General features: G+C 57.6%; 13 protein-coding genes and 1 pseudogene. 5 read left to right on the forward strand and 9 right to left on the reverse strand.

Translation table 11 applies throughout. The features are described from left to right. Nucleotides 1-236: 236 nt before the first annotated feature. The 7 genes from rraA to priA all read right to left on the reverse strand — a co-directional run bounded on the left by rraA (nt 237) and on the right by priA (nt 8205). Entirely contained in the window at nt 237-722 is a 486-nt protein-coding gene (gene rraA / locus ACJ69_RS17645) for a ribonuclease E activity regulator RraA (RefSeq protein WP_032662736.1), read from the reverse strand. A 92-nt stretch (nt 723-814) separates the two neighbouring features. Beyond that, entirely contained in the window at nt 815-1735 is a 921-nt protein-coding gene (gene menA, locus ACJ69_RS17650; RefSeq protein ID WP_033146936.1) for a 1,4-dihydroxy-2-naphthoate polyprenyltransferase, read from the reverse strand. A 68-nt stretch (nt 1736-1803) separates the two neighbouring features. Then, complete coding sequence (gene hslU, locus ACJ69_RS17655) at nt 1804-3138, reverse strand: HslU--HslV peptidase ATPase subunit (protein WP_023309685.1); 1335 nt, start codon at nt 3136-3138, stop codon at nt 1804-1806. Nucleotides 3139-3147: 9 nt separating this feature from the next. After that, nucleotides 3148-3678 (reverse strand): ATP-dependent protease subunit HslV, encoded by a 531-nt coding sequence (gene hslV, locus ACJ69_RS17660; RefSeq protein ID WP_008501802.1) that lies wholly within the window; start codon nt 3676-3678, stop codon nt 3148-3150. 94 nt (nt 3679-3772) lie between these two features. Further along, nucleotides 3773-4771 carry a cell division protein FtsN gene (gene ftsN / locus ACJ69_RS17665; RefSeq protein WP_047646961.1) on the reverse strand — a complete coding sequence of 333 codons (999 nt, stop codon included), beginning with the start codon at nt 4769-4771 and terminating at the stop codon, nt 3773-3775. Nucleotides 4772-4864: 93 nt separating this feature from the next. Further along, a complete protein-coding gene (gene cytR / locus ACJ69_RS17670) occupies nt 4865-5890 on the reverse strand; it encodes a DNA-binding transcriptional regulator CytR (RefSeq protein ID WP_023309683.1) in 1026 nt (341 codons plus the stop codon). A gap of 119 nt (nt 5891-6009) precedes the next feature. Next, nucleotides 6010-8205 carry a primosomal protein N' gene (gene priA / locus ACJ69_RS17675; RefSeq protein ID WP_059347417.1) on the reverse strand — a complete coding sequence of 732 codons (2196 nt, stop codon included), beginning with the start codon at nt 8203-8205 and terminating at the stop codon, nt 6010-6012. Between the two features lie 200 nt (nt 8206-8405). Here priA and rpmE point away from each other — a divergent pair, with 200 nt between their 5' ends. Next, entirely contained in the window at nt 8406-8618 is a 213-nt protein-coding gene (rpmE, locus tag ACJ69_RS17680; protein WP_003862040.1) for a 50S ribosomal protein L31, read from the forward strand. A 48-nt stretch (nt 8619-8666) separates the two neighbouring features. On the opposite strand, the gene metJ is transcribed toward rpmE, so the two are convergent. Further along, complete coding sequence (gene metJ / locus ACJ69_RS17685) at nt 8667-8984, reverse strand: met regulon transcriptional regulator MetJ (RefSeq protein ID WP_015966498.1); 318 nt, start codon at nt 8982-8984, stop codon at nt 8667-8669. Nucleotides 8985-9260: 276 nt separating this feature from the next. On the opposite strand from metJ, the gene metB reads away from it, so the two are divergent. The 4 genes and pseudogenes from metB (at nt 9261) to katG (ending at nt 16297) form a co-directional block, all read left to right on the forward strand. Further along, complete coding sequence (metB, locus tag ACJ69_RS17690) at nt 9261-10421, forward strand: cystathionine gamma-synthase (protein ID WP_047646964.1); 1161 nt, start codon at nt 9261-9263, stop codon at nt 10419-10421. A gap of 2 nt (nt 10422-10423) precedes the next feature. Next, nucleotides 10424-12856, forward strand: a complete 2433-nt coding sequence (locus tag ACJ69_RS17695; RefSeq protein ID WP_029739191.1) for a bifunctional aspartate kinase/homoserine dehydrogenase II — start codon at nt 10424-10426, stop codon at nt 12854-12856. 226 nt (nt 12857-13082) lie between these two features. Then, entirely contained in the window at nt 13083-13970 is an 888-nt protein-coding gene (gene metF, locus ACJ69_RS17700; RefSeq protein ID WP_023309676.1) for a methylenetetrahydrofolate reductase, read from the forward strand. Nucleotides 13971-14117: 147 nt separating this feature from the next. Then, a pseudogene (katG, locus tag ACJ69_RS17705) lies at nt 14118-16297 on the forward strand (catalase/peroxidase HPI). A gap of 83 nt (nt 16298-16380) precedes the next feature. On the opposite strand, the gene gldA reads toward katG, so the two are convergent. Next, complete coding sequence (gldA, locus tag ACJ69_RS17710; RefSeq protein ID WP_059347418.1) at nt 16381-17484, reverse strand: bifunctional L-1,2-propanediol dehydrogenase/glycerol dehydrogenase; 1104 nt, start codon at nt 17482-17484, stop codon at nt 16381-16383. Nucleotides 17485-17489 lie beyond the last annotated feature (5 nt).

Below are 17489 nucleotides of genomic sequence, written 5' to 3' on the forward strand. Positions count from 1 at the left end.
TTCGTAGGCAGTTAGTGCGCATTTGCTGTGCAGGGAAAGTACGACGTGATATGCAAAATATGTGGCAAACGACGGCGATTGAATGAACGGTTATTCTGGAGCGCCGAAACCATCAGGAGACGCTCCGGGGGAGTGTTATTGCAGTATAAAAAGAGGAGATATCTAAACCTGTGTTAACTTCACGGTTTGGGTGATGATAAAAACAAAGGCCATCCGATAAAAGATGGCCTGTTAAATTACTCGATATCCAGCGCGTCTTCCGACAGGATAATGCCGGTATTATCGGCGTAGAGATGGTCCCCGGAGAAGAAGGTCACGCCGCCGAAATTGACGCGCACGTCGCTTTCGCCGATGCCGTCACCTGCCGCCCCTACCGGTATGGCCGCGATGGCCTGAATCCCGATATCCAGGTCTTCCAGATCGTCCACCTGACGCACGGAACCGTACACTACAAGGCCTTCCCACTCATTCTGGACGGCAATGCCGGCCAGTTCAGCATCAATTAATGCACGGCGCACGGAACCGCCGCCGTCTACCACAAGAACGCGGCCGCGGCCATTCTGTTCGAGCAGATCGTACAGCAACCCGTTGTCCTCGAAACATTTCACCGTGACGATTTGACCGCCAAACGACGACCTCCCACCAAAGTTGGAGAACAGCGGTTCAACGACGTTGACATCTTCCTGGTAGATGTCACAGAGCTCGGAGGTATCGTATTTCATAGGTTTAACGCTCAGTTGCTGCGAATGTGTTCAGTATATCGTGCGAAATGCGTTGTTGGCAAAATCATCAATTGTTAATTGATATTTGTCAGCTAACGCAGCGTCTGGCTTAAAACAATCCCGATGACGAACAACAGGTTAGTCAGCAACGCGCCTTTTACCGTGCGTTCCAGCATTGGCGGCATGGCGGACGGGCTGAGTTCACGCATCACAAAGCGGGCCTGCTTAATCAGCAGCGGCGCGGCAAGCACAAACAGCCAGCCCCACAGGCTCTGCAAGGAAATCAGGTTAAACAGCGCCAGGCAAACCAGCGCGCCAATGAGCAGACAGGCGTGATAGCGGCGCGCATTGACCGGCCCCAGACGCACCGCCAGGGTGTTTTTGCCGTTCTCGCGATCGCTGTCGATGTCGCGCAGGTTGTTGATGTTGAGCACCGCCGTCGCCAGCAGGCCGCAGGCGGTTGCGGGCAGGAACAGGGCAGGGATCACCGTATGCGCCTGCAGGTACCAGCTTCCCATCACGCTCAGCCAGCCGAAGAACACCAGTACGGAGATATCCCCGAGTCCAATATAACCGTAAGGACGCGTGCCGACGGTGTAGGTGATGGCCGCGATAATAGCCAGTAAACCCAGCACCAGGAAGCCAATGAAATCGCTGGTGGTCTTAGACGCCACCGTCACCAGCGCCAGGCCGGATACGCAGATCAGCACCACGGTGATAATCAGCGCGCGTTTCATCTGCGCCTGGGTAATCACCCCTTTCTGCATTCCGCGCAGTGGTCCTATGCGGTCCGGCTTGTCGCTGCCTTTTACCGCGTCGCCGTAGTCGTTGGCGAGATTGGAGAGGATTTGCAGCAGGCCCGCGGTAATCAATGCCAGCGCGGCGACCAGCGGATCAAAATAACCCTGCCACCAGGCAAGGGCGGTGCCAACGATAATCGCGGCAAAGGCCAGAGGAAGCGTTTTAGGGCGCAGACTTTCGAGCCACGCCTGAGTACGGCTGATGTCAGTCATAAGTATTTAGCCAATAAAAATGGGGGCATTAGCCCCCATTAAACGTGATGAGAATCCAGTAACCGCGATTATAGGATAAAACGGCTCAGATCTTCATCTGCCACTAACGCATCCAGATGTTTACTCACATATTCTGCGTCAATGGTAACGGTTTGACCGTTAAGGTCGCTCGCGTCGTAAGAGATATCTTCAACCAGGCGTTCCAGCACGGTATGCAGGCGACGCGCACCGATGTTCTCGGTGGTTTCATTGACCTGCCATGCGGCCTGGGCAATACGCTTGATACCGTCTTCGGTGAACTCGAGGTTCACGCCTTCGGTCGCCATCAGCGCTTTGTACTGTACGGTAGCAGAGGCGTTTGGCTCGGTCAGGATACGTTCGAAATCTTCGGTGGTCAGCGCCTGCAGCTCAACGCGGATAGGCAGACGGCCCTGCAGTTCCGGGATCAGATCCGACGGGCTGGCAACCTGGAACGCACCGGAAGCGATAAACAGGATGTGGTCCGTTTTCACCATGCCGTGCTTGGTGGAGACGGTGCAGCCTTCAACCAGCGGCAGCAGGTCGCGCTGAACGCCTTCGCGGGATACATCCGGGCCGGAGCTGTTGCCGCCGCGCTTACAAATTTTGTCGATTTCGTCGATAAACACGATGCCGTGCTGCTCAACCGCGTCGATAGCGTCCTGCTTCAGCTCTTCCGGGTTTACCAGCTTCGCCGCTTCTTCTTCAATCAGCAGCTTCATCGCGTCTTTGATTTTCAGCTTACGCGCTTTCTGCTTCTGGCCGCCCAGGTTCTGGAACATGGACTGCAGCTGGCTGGTCATCTCTTCCATGCCCGGAGGCGCCATGATTTCCACACCCATTGGCGCGGCAGCGAGATCGATCTCAATCTCTTTGTCGTCCAGCTGGCCTTCACGCAGCTTCTTGCGGAACGCCTGACGCGCAGCGGACGGTTCCGCCTGCTGTTCTGCCTGGCCCCAGTTGTTTTTTGCCGGTGGGATCAGCACGTCGAGAATGCGCTCTTCCGCCATCTCTTCCGCGCGGTAGCGGTTTTTCTCGATCGCCTGGACGCGCACCATCTTGATCGCCGAGTCGGTCAGATCGCGGATGATGGAGTCCACTTCTTTACCCACATAGCCCACTTCGGTGAACTTAGTGGCTTCAACTTTAATGAACGGTGCGTTAGCCAGCTTCGCCAGACGACGGGCGATTTCGGTTTTACCGACGCCGGTCGGGCCGATCATCAGAATGTTTTTCGGCGTCACTTCGTGGCGCAGCTCTTCGTCAAGCTGCATACGACGCCAGCGGTTACGCAGGGCGATAGCCACGGAACGCTTGGCGTTATCCTGGCCGATAATGTGTTTGTTCAGTTCGCTGACAATTTCGCGTGGGGTCATTTCAGACATGGGAGATCCTTACGCTTTGGAGGTCAATTCTTCGATGGTGTGGTTGTGGTTGGTATAAATGCAGATATCGCCTGCAATATCCAACGCCTTCACCGCGATATCACGCGCGTTCATGTCGGTATTCTCCAACAGCGCGCGGGCTGCAGCCTGGGCATAAGGGCCGCCAGAGCCGATGGCAATCAGGTCATTTTCCGGCTGAATCACGTCGCCGTTACCGGTGATGATCAGCGAGGCGGTTTCATCGGCTACGGCCAGCAGCGCTTCGAGCTTGCGCAGCATGCGGTCGGTACGCCAGTCTTTCGCCAGCTCAACGGCAGCTTTCACCAGATGACCCTGGTGCATTTCCAGTTTGCGTTCAAACAGTTCAAACAGCGTGAAGGCGTCCGCCGTGCCGCCTGCAAAACCGGCGATCACTTTGTCATTGTAGAGACGGCGCACTTTCTTCACGTTGCCTTTCATGACGGTATTACCCAGCGTGGCCTGGCCATCACCGGCGATTACCACATGGCCGTTACGGCGTACACTTACTATTGTTGTCACGAGCAGACCCCCTGGTTACAGAATCGGGAAACAGAAGCCCTGAGCCTGTGCTCAGGGCTGAATTAAATGATAGATGGGGGAGATTTTGGGGGTTTCAACCCCCGGAGGCGAGTCGAATGCAGTTTGTGTGACCAGCGATTTTCAACCGCGAAATGGTGCCATCGGCATTTTCTTTGCCTTTGACCGGACCAATCACCACGCGATTCCAGCCGTTATTGGTGGTAATACGCGAATCAAACCCTTCAAAGGCCAGCTGCGCGCGCACCGTTTCCGCCTGCTCTGCGCCTTTGAACGAACCGCACTGTACCATCCAGCGGCGTTCATCTTTTTTCTCAGCCGTCTGCTTCGGCGCTTCGGTCTCTTTGGTCACCGGCGCGGCCTGCTGCGTTTTCGGCTGCTGCGCGGTGGTATGCGCTGGCGTCTGGAGCAGATCCTGATACGGCTGAGCCGCCTGTTTCTGCGGCTGCGTTTTCGGCTGCTGCTGGACAGGCTGAGACTGCGCCGTACGCGTCTGCTGCTGGTATGGCTGTTCCGTTACCCGCGGCTGTGCTTTCGGCTGCTGCACCGGCTGGGTTTGCGCCCACTGCTGCTGTTGTTGCTGCTGCTGGATCTGCTGTTGCGCCTGACGTCGCTGCAGCGTTTGCTGGCGCTGTGCCGGCGTCTGCTCATTCCACGGTACTTCGTTCAGCTGCGTAGGCTGCTGGCGCATATCGGCCTGCATTTGGGCCAGCAGCTGACGCTGTTCATCCGTCAGCTGATTCGCATTCTGCACTTCACCACCCGCAGAAGGTTCGGTTGGCGCACGCACACCGGGCTGACGGCTTTCCAGCTCTTTGATATAGCGCCAGCGCTCTTCAGGCTTCGGAGGAAGGCCATTTCCGGCAACTTTACTGGCCTGAAGCGCCTCAGACTCTTCTTTTTTATGGTGCGTGATGAAGTACAGGCCACCAATAAAGGCGACGACTACAGCCGCAGCAATAGCGACCATTGCTGGCGAGACAGCAGGCAGGTTACGTTGCTTTTTCCTTGAGCTACTCTTTTTGCGTCGCGAAGGTGCCGGCTGGCCGCGACGTACATAATCTCGTTGTGCCACTATCGTTTCGCTGTATTTATTCGTTCGTCAGTCCGCCATGTTACTTAAGCGGCGGGGCTTTGACCAGATAAGGGTATCCGAAAGACGTTTACTTTAAGTCAATGCCTGGGTAGTGCCGCGAACAATCAGTTCGCAGTCCAGCAACCGCGAGCCGCTGCTAACTGTTTGACCATGAAGCTGATCCAGCAGAAGAAGCATCGCTTCGCGGCCGATTTGATAGCGCGGCTGTGCGACCGTTGAGAGCGGCGGATCGCAAAATTCTGAAAGCGAAATATTGTCGAATCCGATGATCGATAAATCTTTTGGTATCCGCAGGCCGCGGCGTTTGGCGTACGACAATGCGCCCAGCGCCATCACGTCGCTGTGACAAAATACGGCGGTTGGCGGTTCAGGCAGGTCCAGAAGTTTCTCCAGCGCTTGTCCACCCGCGGCGAAGGTAAAATCACCGCGCGCAATGTAGTGCGGATCGACGGTGACGCCGGTACGGCGCAGCGCCTGCACGTAGCCCTGTAAGCGATAGTGACACAGCGGCATCTCTTCAGGCCCGGCAATACAGCCAATACGCTTATGCCCCAGCTCCTGGAGATAGTTTACGGCGTTGAACGCGGCGGTGAGGTTATCAATGTGGACCGTCGGCAGCTCCAGCTCTGGCGCAAATTCGTTGGCCATCACCATCGGCGGTAAATTACGCTGCTCTTCAATGCTGGCATCAAACGGCAGGCGAGAGCCAAGCAGCAGCATCCCGTCGATCTGCTTGGTGATAATGAGATCGATGAAGGTTTTTTCCTGCTGGTTCTGATGAGCACAGTCGCCAATCAGTACCAGGTAACCCTGTTCCGCTGCGGTGACTTCAATACCGCGGATAATCTCGCTGAAGAAGGGGTCACAGATGTCCGGCACAATCACCAGAATGGTGCGCGACTCATTGCGTTTGACGTTACGCCCCATCGCCTGTGGGAAATAGCCCACTTCAAGCGCAGCCTGCTCTACCCGGTTACGGGTCGCCTGGGAGACTTTATCCGGGTTCATTAATGCGCGGGATACCGTTGCCGTAGAGACTTGTGCTTTCTGGGCAACGTCTTTCATGGTCGCCGGTGCAACCTCTTTCCTGGACTTCAACGTCTTCTCCTCGCCTGAACACCGAACTTCTGACATCACCATTTTTACAGATAGTTAATGGAATCGGTTACAGAATTTTCATAAAAAGTGTGAGGAGCGTTAAATTTTTCGATCCGTCTTCAGCCTTCGATGGGATCGACATCCAGTACCCACTTCACTTTTCGCGCTTCCGGCAGCGTGTTGATGAGCGCCAGCGTGCCGCTGACGATGTGCTGAAGACGAACGCGCGAGGGGTGCTGGAGCAAAATTTGCCAGCGAAAACGTCCGCCGCGCTTTGGCGCGAGCGCCGGCACCGGGCCCAAAATCCACAGCTGATTATCCACCAGCGGGCTGGCCTGCAGGAGGTTTCTCAGCTGCTGCAGGAAAAGCGGCGCCTGCTGGTTGTTGTGATCTTCCGCGCGGATGATGACGTGGCTGGTCCACGGCGGCAGCTGCATGGTCTGGCGTTCGGCCAGCGCCTGCTCGGCAAAGGCGTCATAGCCTTTATGCAGCAGGGTTTGCAGCAGCGGGTGCTCAGGATGGTGCGTTTGCAGCACCACTTCGCCCTGTTTACCGGCGCGACCGGCCCGCCCTGCCACCTGGGTATAAAGCTGGGCGAAGCGCTCGGCTGAGCGGAAATCTGCCGAGAACAGCGCGCCATCCACGTCCAGCAGGGCAACCAGAGTGACCTCCGGGAAGTGGTGGCCTTTGGCCAGCATCTGGGTGCCAATCAGGATGCGCGCGCCGCCGCGATGCACTTCCGCCAGCTGCTGTTCCAGCGCGCCCTTTCGGCTGGTGGTGTCCCGGTCGATACGCGAGATAGGCACGTCCGGGAAGAAGGGGCCAAGCGCCTGTTCCAGCTGTTCCGTCCCCAGACCGACCGGCACGATATGCGTTGAGCCACACGACGGGCACTGGCGCGGCACCGGGCGCTGGCTGTCGCAGTGGTGGCAGCGCAAATGCCGCTGGGCCTGGTGGAAGGTATAGTAGTGGTCGCAGCGCGGGCACTCGGCAATCCAGCCGCAGTCGTGGCACAGCAGGGCGGGGGCAAATCCGCGTCGGTTAAGGAACAGAATGACCTGGTTCCCCGCCTGCAGGTGCTGGCGCATGCGGGTAATCAGAGCAGGCGCGAGCCCGGCCTGAACCTGCTGGCCTTTCAGATCCAGCACGTGCTGAATGGCCGGACGGGCATTCCCCGCGCGACGCGTCAGGCGCAGCATATGGTATTTACGCTGGCGCACGTTGTGCAGCGTTTCGAGCGCAGGCGTGGCGGAGCCGAGAATAATGGGAATTTGCTCGCTGTGCGCGCGATAAACAGCCAGATCGCGGGCGTGATAGCGCCAGCCTTCCTGCTGTTTATAGGAGCTGTCGTGCTCTTCGTCGATCACGATAACGCCAAGATTTTTAAACGGCGTAAACAGCGACGAGCGGGTGCCGATCACAATCGCCGCTTCGCCGTTTTTGGCTTTCAGCCAGGCGCTGAGGCGTTCGCTATCGTTCAGGCCGGAGTGCAGCACCTCAACCGGCGCGTTAAAGCGTTCGCGGAATCGGGCGATGGTTTGCGGCGTCAGGCCAATTTCCGGCACCATCACCAGCGCCTGTTTGCCCTGCGCGAGCACGTTTTCCAGCACGCTCAGGTAGACTTCCGTTTTGCCGGAACCCGTCACCCCTGCCAGCAGCCAGGCAGAGAAATGATCGGAGGCGCTATGAATCGCGCCCACGGCGGTGGCCTGCTCGGTATTCAAACGCAGGCGATCCCCTGAAACAGAGAAACTCTCCCGCCAGTCGTAAAGAGCGGGGGCTTCGCTGGCCAGTTCGCTCAGCCCTTTCTTTCTTAAGGCCTGTAGCGCCGTTTCGCTGACCTCAAGCTCGTCGACCTGATGTCGCCAGATTTTTCCCTGACGCAGCGCCGCCAGCGCCTGCTGCTGTTTTTGCGATCGCTTCAGGCTGTTGATATCCACCGCCTGGCCCTGCTCGGTGGCAAACCAGTACCACATCGGCGCATGGCTGGCGCTTTTGCCCTGGCGCAGCATGATTGGCAGGGCGTGGAACAGCACGTCGCCAATCGGGTGATGATAATAATCCGCCGCCCACAGCAGCAGTCGCCAGGTGCTGGTAGAGTAAACCGGCTCGCTGTCCAGCACCTCAACGACCGACTTCAGCTCGTTAAGCGGTAATTCGCTTTTATCGCTGACGGAGACGACGATCCCCACGCGCTGCTGTTTGCCAAACGGCACGGTCACGCGGCAGCCCGCTTTGGCGCTCATGCTGTCGGGCAGCAGGTAGTCAAAGGTGCGGGGAAGCGGAACGGGCAGGGCAACGTGAGCGACGGGCATCGAATCTTCCTGACTTGAAAAGTGGCGCGTTAGTATACACATTAGTAAAAGCGGCGTGCGGATCAGTTTGCATACGTTGGTCAAATTCTGTATGATTCGCCGCCTTTGGTGTATATTACGCCAGAGAAATTACATTCAACATCGCGTGGTGTCTGGCGTTAGGGCTGGAAGAGCGACGCGGCCTTAACTGAGGTTCTCCCATGAAAAAAGATATTCACCCGAAATACGAAATGATTACTGCAAACTGTTCTTGCGGTAACTCTATCCAGATCCGCTCTACCGTGGGTCACGATCTGAACCTGGACGTGTGCGGCAAATGCCACCCGTTCTACACTGGTAAGCAGCGTGACGTTGCAACCGGTGGCCGTGTTGACCGCTTCAACAAGCGTTTCAGCATCCCGGGCGCTAAATAAGTTTCCCGAAAAAAAGGCACCGCAAGGTGCCTTTTTTGTATCCGCTTCTCAGTATTCCCACGTCTCCGGGTCAATACCCAGTTCACGCATGATCACCTTCGCCTCTTCCGGGATTTCATCACTACGCTCTTTGCGCAGATCTTCATCGTTCGGCAACGGTTGACCGGTAAACGCATGCAGAAACGCTTCGCACAGCAGTTCGCTGTTGGTCGCGTGGCGCAGGTTGTTCACCTGACGACGCGTACGTTCATCGGTGAGGATCTTCAACACCTTCAGAGGAATGGAAACCGTAATTTTCTTTACTTGCTCACTCTTCTTACCGTGCTCAGCGTATGGGCTGATATATTCGCCGCTCCATTCAGCCATGAGATACCTTTAATCCTCTCAGTCATTTATTTAAAGGTGCAAAACCTGTAACCACCCGTTTTGAACCGCAATCTTGTCTAGTTTACCGTAGAGACGATACCGTGGCACGGATATTGCCGCTGCAGCGTGCACTAAAGCATATAATTTTAACGGCTATTTGCGCATTGCTCAATCTATACGCAAAGAAGTTTAGATGTCCAGATGTATTGACGTCCATACTTTCAATGTTTACTCTGGTGCCTGACTTTTCACCTCATTCGCCAGGAAGCCCTCACCATGACGCGTAAACAGGCCACTATTGCAGTGCGTAGCGGATTAAATGATGACGAGCAGTACGGCTGCGTTGTCCCGCCGATTCATCTTTCCAGTACCTATAATTTCACCGGATTTAATGAACCCCGCGCGCATGATTATTCGCGTCGTGGCAACCCTACGCGTGACGTGACCCAGCGCGCGCTGGCCGAACTGGAAGGTGGCGCAGGTGCAGTATTAACCAATACGGGGATGTCCGCCATTCACCTGGTGACCACGGTGTTCCTGAAACCAGGTGACTTGCTGGTTGCGCCGCACGACTGCTACGGCGGCAGCTATCGTCTGTTTGACAGCCTGGCGAAACGCGGCTGCTATCGCGTGCTGTTTGTCGATCAAAACGACGAACAGGCGCTAAAACAGGCCCTGGCAGAGAAACCGAAGCTGGTTCTGGTGGAAAGTCCAAGCAATCCATTGTTGCGCGTTGTCGATATTGCGAAAATTTGTCAGCTCGCAAGGGATGCGGGAGCGATAAGTGTAGTGGATAATACGTTCCTCAGTCCGGCCCTTCAGAACCCACTCGCACTGGGTGCCGATCTGGTATTGCATTCATGCACTAAATATCTGAACGGCCATTCTGATGTGGTGGCGGGCGTGGTGATTGCCAAAGATCCCGACGTTGTCACCGAACTGGCATGGTGGGCCAATAATATTGGCGTCACCGCGGGGGCCTTCGACAGCTATCTGCTGTTGCGCGGCATCCGCACGCTATCGCCGCGCATGGAGGTGGCGCAGCGCAATGCCCAGGCGATTGTCGATTTCCTGAAAACCCAGCCGCTGGTGAAAAAGCTTTATCACCCGTCGCTGCCGGAAAATCAGGGGCACGAGATTGCCGCGCGTCAGCAGAAAGGGTTTGGCGCGATGTTAAGTTTTGAACTGGACGGTGACGAGCAAACGCTGCGTCGCTTCCTGAGCGGGCTGTCATTGTTTACGCTGGCGGAATCCTTAGGTGGGGTTGAAAGCTTGATCTCCCACGCCGCAACCATGACGCACGCAGGTATGGCACCGGAAGCTCGTGCCGCCGCCGGAATTTCTGAGACGCTGCTGCGTATCTCAACCGGCATTGAAGATTCTGAAGATTTAATTGCCGATCTGGAAAATGCCTTCCGGATCGCAGCCAAGGGGTAATCATGAGTGTGATAGCGCAGGCAGGGGCGAAGGGTCGTCAACTGCACAAGTTTGGTGGTAGTAGTCTTGCTGATGTGAAATGTTACCTGCGCGTTGCAGGCATCATGACGGAATATTCACAGCCGGGTGACATGATGGTTGTCTCGGCGGCGGGCAGCACCACCAACCAGTTGATTAGCTGGCTGAAACTGAGCCAGACCGATCGCCTTTCTGCGCATCAGGTGCAACAGTCCTTACGCCGCTACCAAAGCGAGCTGATTGCCGGCCTGCTGCCTGCGGACGTGGCGGACGGGCTGATCGGCGCCTTCACGCATGACCTTGAACGTCTGGCTGCCCTGCTGGACAGCGGGATTACCGACGCGGTGTATGCCGAAGTGGTGGGCCACGGTGAAGTGTGGTCCGCGCGCCTGATGGCCGCCGTGCTGCAACACCTGGGCGTAGAAGCGGCCTGGCTCGACGCGCGTGATTTTCTGCGCGCCGAACGCGCCGCGCAGCCGCAGGTGGACGAAGGGTTGTCCTACCCGCTGCTGCAACAGCTGCTGGTGCAGCACCCGGGCAAACGTATTGTCGTCACCGGCTTTATCAGTCGCAGCAACGCGGGCGAAACCGTGCTGCTGGGCCGTAACGGTTCTGACTACTCGGCAACGCAGATTGGTGCGCTGGCGGGCGTGTCCCGCGTCACCATCTGGAGCGACGTGGCCGGTGTGTACAGCGCGGACCCGCGTAAGGTGAAAGATGCCTGCCTGCTGCCGCTGCTGCGTCTCGACGAAGCCAGCGAGCTGGCGCGTCTGGCCGCGCCGGTGTTGCACGCGCGCACGCTGCAGCCGGTTTCCGGCAGCGATATCGACCTCCAGCTGCGCTGCAGTTACACCCCGGATCAAGGCTCCACGCGCATTGAGCGCGTACTGGCGTCCGGTACCGGAGCGCGTATTGTCACCAGCCACGACGACATCTGCCTGATTGAGTTCCAGGTGCCTGCGGGCCAGGACTTCAAGCTGGCGCATAAAGATATCGACACTATCCTGAAACGCGCCCAGGTGCGTCCACTGGCCGTTGGCGTGCATAACGATCGTCAGCTGCTGCAGTTCTGCTACACCGCTGAAGTGGCGGACAGCGCGCTGAAAATTCTGGATGAAGCGGGCCTGCCGGGCGAGCTTCGCCTGCGTCAGGGGCTGGCGCTGGTGGCGATGGTGGGCGCGGGCGTCACCCGTAACCCGCTGCACTGCCACCGCTTCTGGCAGCAGCTGAAAGGCCAGCCGGTGGAGTTCACCTGGCAGTCGGAAGAGGGCATCAGCCTGGTCGCCGTCCTGCGCAAGGGCCCAACCGAGAGCCTGATTCAGGGTCTGCACACCTCCCTGTTCCGCGCGGAAAAGCGCATCGGTCTGGTGCTGTTTGGTAAAGGCAACATTGGTTCCCGCTGGCTGGAACTGTTTGCCCGCGAACAGGTGACGCTCTCGGCGCGTACCGGGTTTGAATTTATTCTTGCGGGCGTGGTGGACAGCCGCCGCAGCCTGCTGAACTACGAAGGGCTGGACGCCAGCCGCGCGCTTGCCTTCTTTAATGATGAAGCCGTAGAGCAGGACGAAGAGTCGCTGTTCCTGTGGATGCGCGCGCACCCGTATGACGATCTGGTGGTGCTGGACGTTACCGCCAGCGAACAGCTTGCGGATCAGTATCTGGATTTCGCCAGCCACGGTTTCCACGTTATTAGCGCGAACAAGCTGGCGGGGGCGAGCAGCACCGATAAATACCGCCAGATCCACGACGCGTTTGAAAAAACGGGGCGCCACTGGCTCTATAACGCCACCGTTGGGGCTGGCCTGCCGGTTAACCACACCGTGCGTGACCTGATTGAAAGCGGCGACAGCATTCTGGCGCTGAGCGGTATCTTCTCCGGCACGCTCTCCTGGCTTTTCCTGCAGTTTGACGGCACCGTACCGTTCACCGACCTGGTGGATCAGGCGTGGCAGCAGGGCTTAACCGAGCCCGATCCGCGCGTTGACCTTTCCGGCAAAGACGTAATGCGTAAGCTGGTGATCCTGGCGCGTGAAGCCGGTTACGACATCGAACCGGATGCCGTACGCGTCGAATCGCTGGTGCCTGCCGGCTGTGAAGAAGGTTCTGTGGATCATTTCTTTGAAAATGGTGAAGAGCTTAACGAGCAGATGGTACAGCGGCTGGAAGCGGCGAACGAGATGGGGCTGGTGCTGCGCTACGTGGCGCGTTTTGAGGCCAACGGAAAAGCGCGAGTCGGCGTCGAGGCGGTGCGTCCTGAACATCCGCTGGCGGCGCTGCTGCCGTGCGATAACGTCTTCGCCATCGAAAGCCGCTGGTATCGTGATAACCCGCTGGTGATCCGCGGTCCTGGTGCGGGGCGCGATGTCACCGCTGGAGCCATTCAGTCCGACATCAACCGTCTGGCTAAGCTGCTGTAAAACCTGAATTTCCCTCTCCCTGTGGGAGAGGGTTAGGGTGAGGGCATCAGACCGCACTCACCCTCATCCTGAATTTCCCTCATATTCCCTGAGCAAACCTCACCGTTATTGTTGATTATTTATGTTGACGTCACTCCGCTTTTCCGTCATTTTTACATCTGGACGTCTAAACGTATAGAAGTTCACAACACAACAAATAACGACATGCGATTGATAGAGGTAAGGTATGAGCTTTTTTCACGCCAACCAGCGGGAAGCACTGAATCAGAGCCTGGCCGAAGTAAACGGCCAGATTAACGTCTCTTTTGAATTTTTCCCGCCGCGCACCAGTGAAATGGAGCAAACCCTGTGGAGCTCTATCGATCGTCTTAGCAGCCTGAAGCCGAAGTTCGTCTCCGTGACTTACGGTGCTAACTCCGGCGAGCGTGACCGTACGCACAGCATCATTAAAGGCATCAAAGATCGTACCGGTCTGGAAGCGGCGCCGCACCTCACCTGTATCGACGCGACCCGCGACGAACTGCGGGCCATCGCCCAGGATTACTGGAATAACGGCATTCGTCATATCGTCGCTCTGCGCGGTGACCTGCCGCCGGGCAGCGGTAAGCCGGACATGTATGCCGCCGATCTGGTCGCGCTGCTGAAAGACGTGGCCGACTTTGATATCTCCGTTGCCGCTTATCCGGAGGTGCATCCGGAAGCGAAAAGCGCCCAGGCCGATCTGCTGAACCTCAAGCGTAAAGTGGACGCCGGCGCGAACCGCGCCATTACCCAGTTCTTCTTTGATGTGGAAAGCTACCTGCGTTTCCGTGACCGCTGCGTCTCCGCGGGCATCGACGTTGAAATTATCCCGGGTATTCTGCCGGTCTCTAACTTCAAACAGGCGAAGAAGTTCGCTGATATGACCAATGTCCGCATTCCGCTGTGGATGTCCAAAATGTACGAAGGGCTGGACGACGACCCGGAAACCCGCAAGCTGGTGGGGGCCAATATCGCGATGGACATGGTGAAAATTTTAAGCCGTGAAGGGGTGAAAGATTTCCACTTCTATACGCTGAACCGCGCGGAGATGAGCTACGCCATTTGCCATACGCTGGGTGTTCGTCCGGCGTAATAAGCCCAAAGCCCTCGTATTACGAGGGCTTTTTTGTCACGCGAATAGTTAAAAGGTATTAGCTATCGAATCTGTGGATTAATTCAACTATAACTTATTGCTAGTGGTGTATATCGTAACGGTAACACTGTAAAAGGGAGCATAGCGATGAGCACGTCAGACGAGACCAATAAAGCGGCATCGGTCGGCAAATGCCCGTTCCACCAGGGCGGCGTCGATCACAGCGCGGGGGCAGGTACAGGCAGCCGCGACTGGTGGCCAAAACAACTCCGCATCGATCTTCTTAACCAACATTCCAATCGTTCGAACCCGCTGGGTGAAGACTTCGACTACCGCAAAGAATTCAGCAAACTTGATTACTCCGCCCTTAAAGGCGACCTCAAAGCCCTTTTAACCGACTCTCAACCGTGGTGGCCTGCCGACTGGGGCAGCTATGCGGGCCTGTTTATCCGTATGGCCTGGCACGGCGCGGGTACCTATCGCTCCGTGGACGGACGCGGCGGTGCCGGACGTGGTCAACAGCGCTTTGCGCCGCTGAATTCCTGGCCGGATAACGTGAGCCTGGATAAGGCGCGCCGTCTGCTGTGGCCAATTAAGCAAAAATACGGACAAAAATTTCCTGGGCCGACCTGTTTATCCTCGCGGGTAACGTGGCGCTGGAGAACTCCGGTTTCCGCACCTTTGGTTTTGGTGCCGGGCGTGAAGACGTCTGGGAGCCGGATCTGGACGTGAACTGGGGTGATGAAAAAGCCTGGCTGACCCACCGTGACCCGGAAGCGCTGGCGAAGCGTCCTCTGGCCGCCACCGAAATGGGCCTGATCTACGTTAACCCGGAAGGGCCAAACGCCAGCGGCGAACCCCTGTCTGCTGCGGCGGCCATTCGCGCGACCTTCGGCAACATGGGGATGAACGACGAAGAGACCGTTGCGCTGATCGCGGGCGGCCACACTCTCGGCAAAACCCACGGCGCGGGTGAAGCCACGCACGTGGGCACCGACCCGGAAGCCTCGCCGATTGAAGCGCAGGGCCTGGGCTGGGCCAGCACGCACGGCACGGGGATTGGCGCAGATACCATTACCTCCGGTCTGGAAGTTATCTGGTCGCAAACCCCGACCCAGTGGAGCAACTACTTCTTCGAGAACCTGTTCAAATACGAATGGGTGCAGACCCGCAGCCCGGCGGGGGCGATTCAGTTTGAAGCCGTGGATGCGCCGGAAATCATGCCCGATCCGTTCGACCCGTCGAAAAAACGCAAACCTACTATGCTGGTCACCGATCTGACGCTGCGTTTTGACCCGGAATTCGAGAAAATTTCCCGCCGCTTCCTGAACGATCCGCAGGCCTTCAACGAAGCCTTCGCGCGCGCGTGGTACAAGCTGACGCACCGCGATATGGGGCCAAAATCGCGTTACCTTGGCCCGGAAGTGCCGAAAGAAGATCTGATCTGGCAGGACCCGCTGCCGCAGGCGGTGTTCAATCCGTCGAAAGAAGACATTGAAAGCCTGAAGGCGGAAATCGCTGCATCTGGCCTCTCCGTGAGCGAACTGATTTCCGTTGCCTGGGCGTCAGCTTCAACCTTCCGCGGCGGCGACAAGCGTGGCGGCGCCAACGGCGCGCGTCTGGCGCTGGCCCCTCAGCGCGACTGGGATGTGAACGCCGCAGCGGTTCGCGCGTTGCCGGCTCTGGAAGCTATCCAGCGCACCACCAACAAAGCGTCTCTGGCCGATATCATCGTGCTGGCGGGCGTGGTGGGCGTTGAGCAGGCGGCGAAAGCGGCAGGCGTTTACGTCAACGTTCCTTTCACGCCGGGCCGCGTCGATGCGCGTCAGGATCAGACGGATATCGAGATGTTTAACCTGCTCGAACCGATTGCCGACGGCTTCCGCAACTACCGTGCGCAGGTGGATGTGTCCACCACTGAGTCACTGCTGATTGATAAAGCCCAGCAGCTGACGCTGACCGCGCCTGAGCTGACGGTGCTGATCGGTGGCCTGCGCGTGCTGGGCGCAAACTTTGATGGCAGCAAGAATGGCGTGTTCACCGACCGCGAGGGCGTGCTGAGCAACGATTTCTTCGTGAACCTGCTGGACATGAACACCCAGTGGAAGGCGACCGACGAATCTAATGAACTGTTTGCCGGAAGCGATCGCGCCAGCGGTGAAGTGAAATACACCGCCACCCGCGCCGATCTGGTCTTCGGTTCTAACGCCGTCCTGCGCGCGCTGGCAGAGGTTTATGCCAGTGATGATGCGCATGAGAAGTTTGTTCGCGACTTCGTTGCCGCATGGGCGAAGGTGATGGATCTGGACCGGTTTGACCTGCAGTAACCGTTGTGCCGGGTGGCGCTGACGCTTACCCGGCTTACGGACAAAAAAATCCCCGCTGATGCGGGGATTTTTATTCACGCTATTTACTCCCACTCCTGCAGGAACCGCTGCCCATACTGGTCGGCCACCAGCAGTGCCGCATACACCTGATCCGGCGTTACGCCGCCAGGCATGTTGTGGATAGTTTCCCCTTCGGCACAGGAGGCTTCCGCGATCAGGCGCATTTTGGCCGGAATATCCTCTTTGATGTTCAGCTGCGCCAGCGTGATCGGCAACCCAACGCTGTGACAAAGCGCGGCGACGGTCTCTATTTCTTCTACCGGCGCGTTTTCCAGCACCAGCTGCGTCAGCGTACCAAACGCCACTTTTTCGCCGTGATAGAAGTGGTGCGCGTCCGGTACCGCCGTCATACCGTTATGAATAGCGTGTGCCGCCGCCAGCCCGCCGCTTTCAAAGCCTACGCCGCTGAGATAGGTATTGGCTTCGATAATGCGTTCCAGCGCCGGTGTAACCACATGCTGTTCTGCCGCCAGCATCGCTTTTTCACCCTCTTCAACCAGCGTGTTGTAGCACAGCTCGGCCAGCGCGAGTGCTGCCTGCGTACATTTGCCGCCCGCCATGGTGGTGGCGCCGCTGCGCGAGCAGGCGCGTGCTTCAAACCACGTCGCAAGCGCATCGCCAATCCCCGCGGCCAGCAGGCGTGCCGGCGCGCCCGCTACCACTTTGGTATCGACGATAACCATGTTCGGGTTGTGCGGCAGCATCAGGTAGCGATCGAACTCACCGCTGTCAGTGTAAATGACGGAAAGGGCGCTGCACGGCGCATCGGTGGAGGCGATAGTTGGGGCTATAGCCACGGGTACGTCCATAAAATGGGCCAGCGCTTTGGCGGTATCCAGCGTTTTACCGCCGCCGATACCCAACACCGCCAGACAGTCGGCGCTGTCGGCCAGTTTTTTCAGTCGGTCGATTTCATTTTGTGAACATTCGCCACCAAACGGCGCGATTTCGGCATGCAGTTCGGCTTTTTTAAAACTCTGACGCAGGGTCTCTTCGGCAAAACCCAGCACAAATTTATCGCCGACAACCAGCCAGCGATTGGCCAGGGGGTTCAGATAGTCGCCGAGACGGGTAAGCACATCAGCGCCCTGGATATATTTTCCCGGCGATTGAATGATACGGTCCATAACAG

Source organism: Enterobacter asburiae (genome assembly GCF_001521715.1).
In the GTDB taxonomy this organism is placed as follows: domain Bacteria; phylum Pseudomonadota; class Gammaproteobacteria; order Enterobacterales; family Enterobacteriaceae; genus Enterobacter; species Enterobacter asburiae.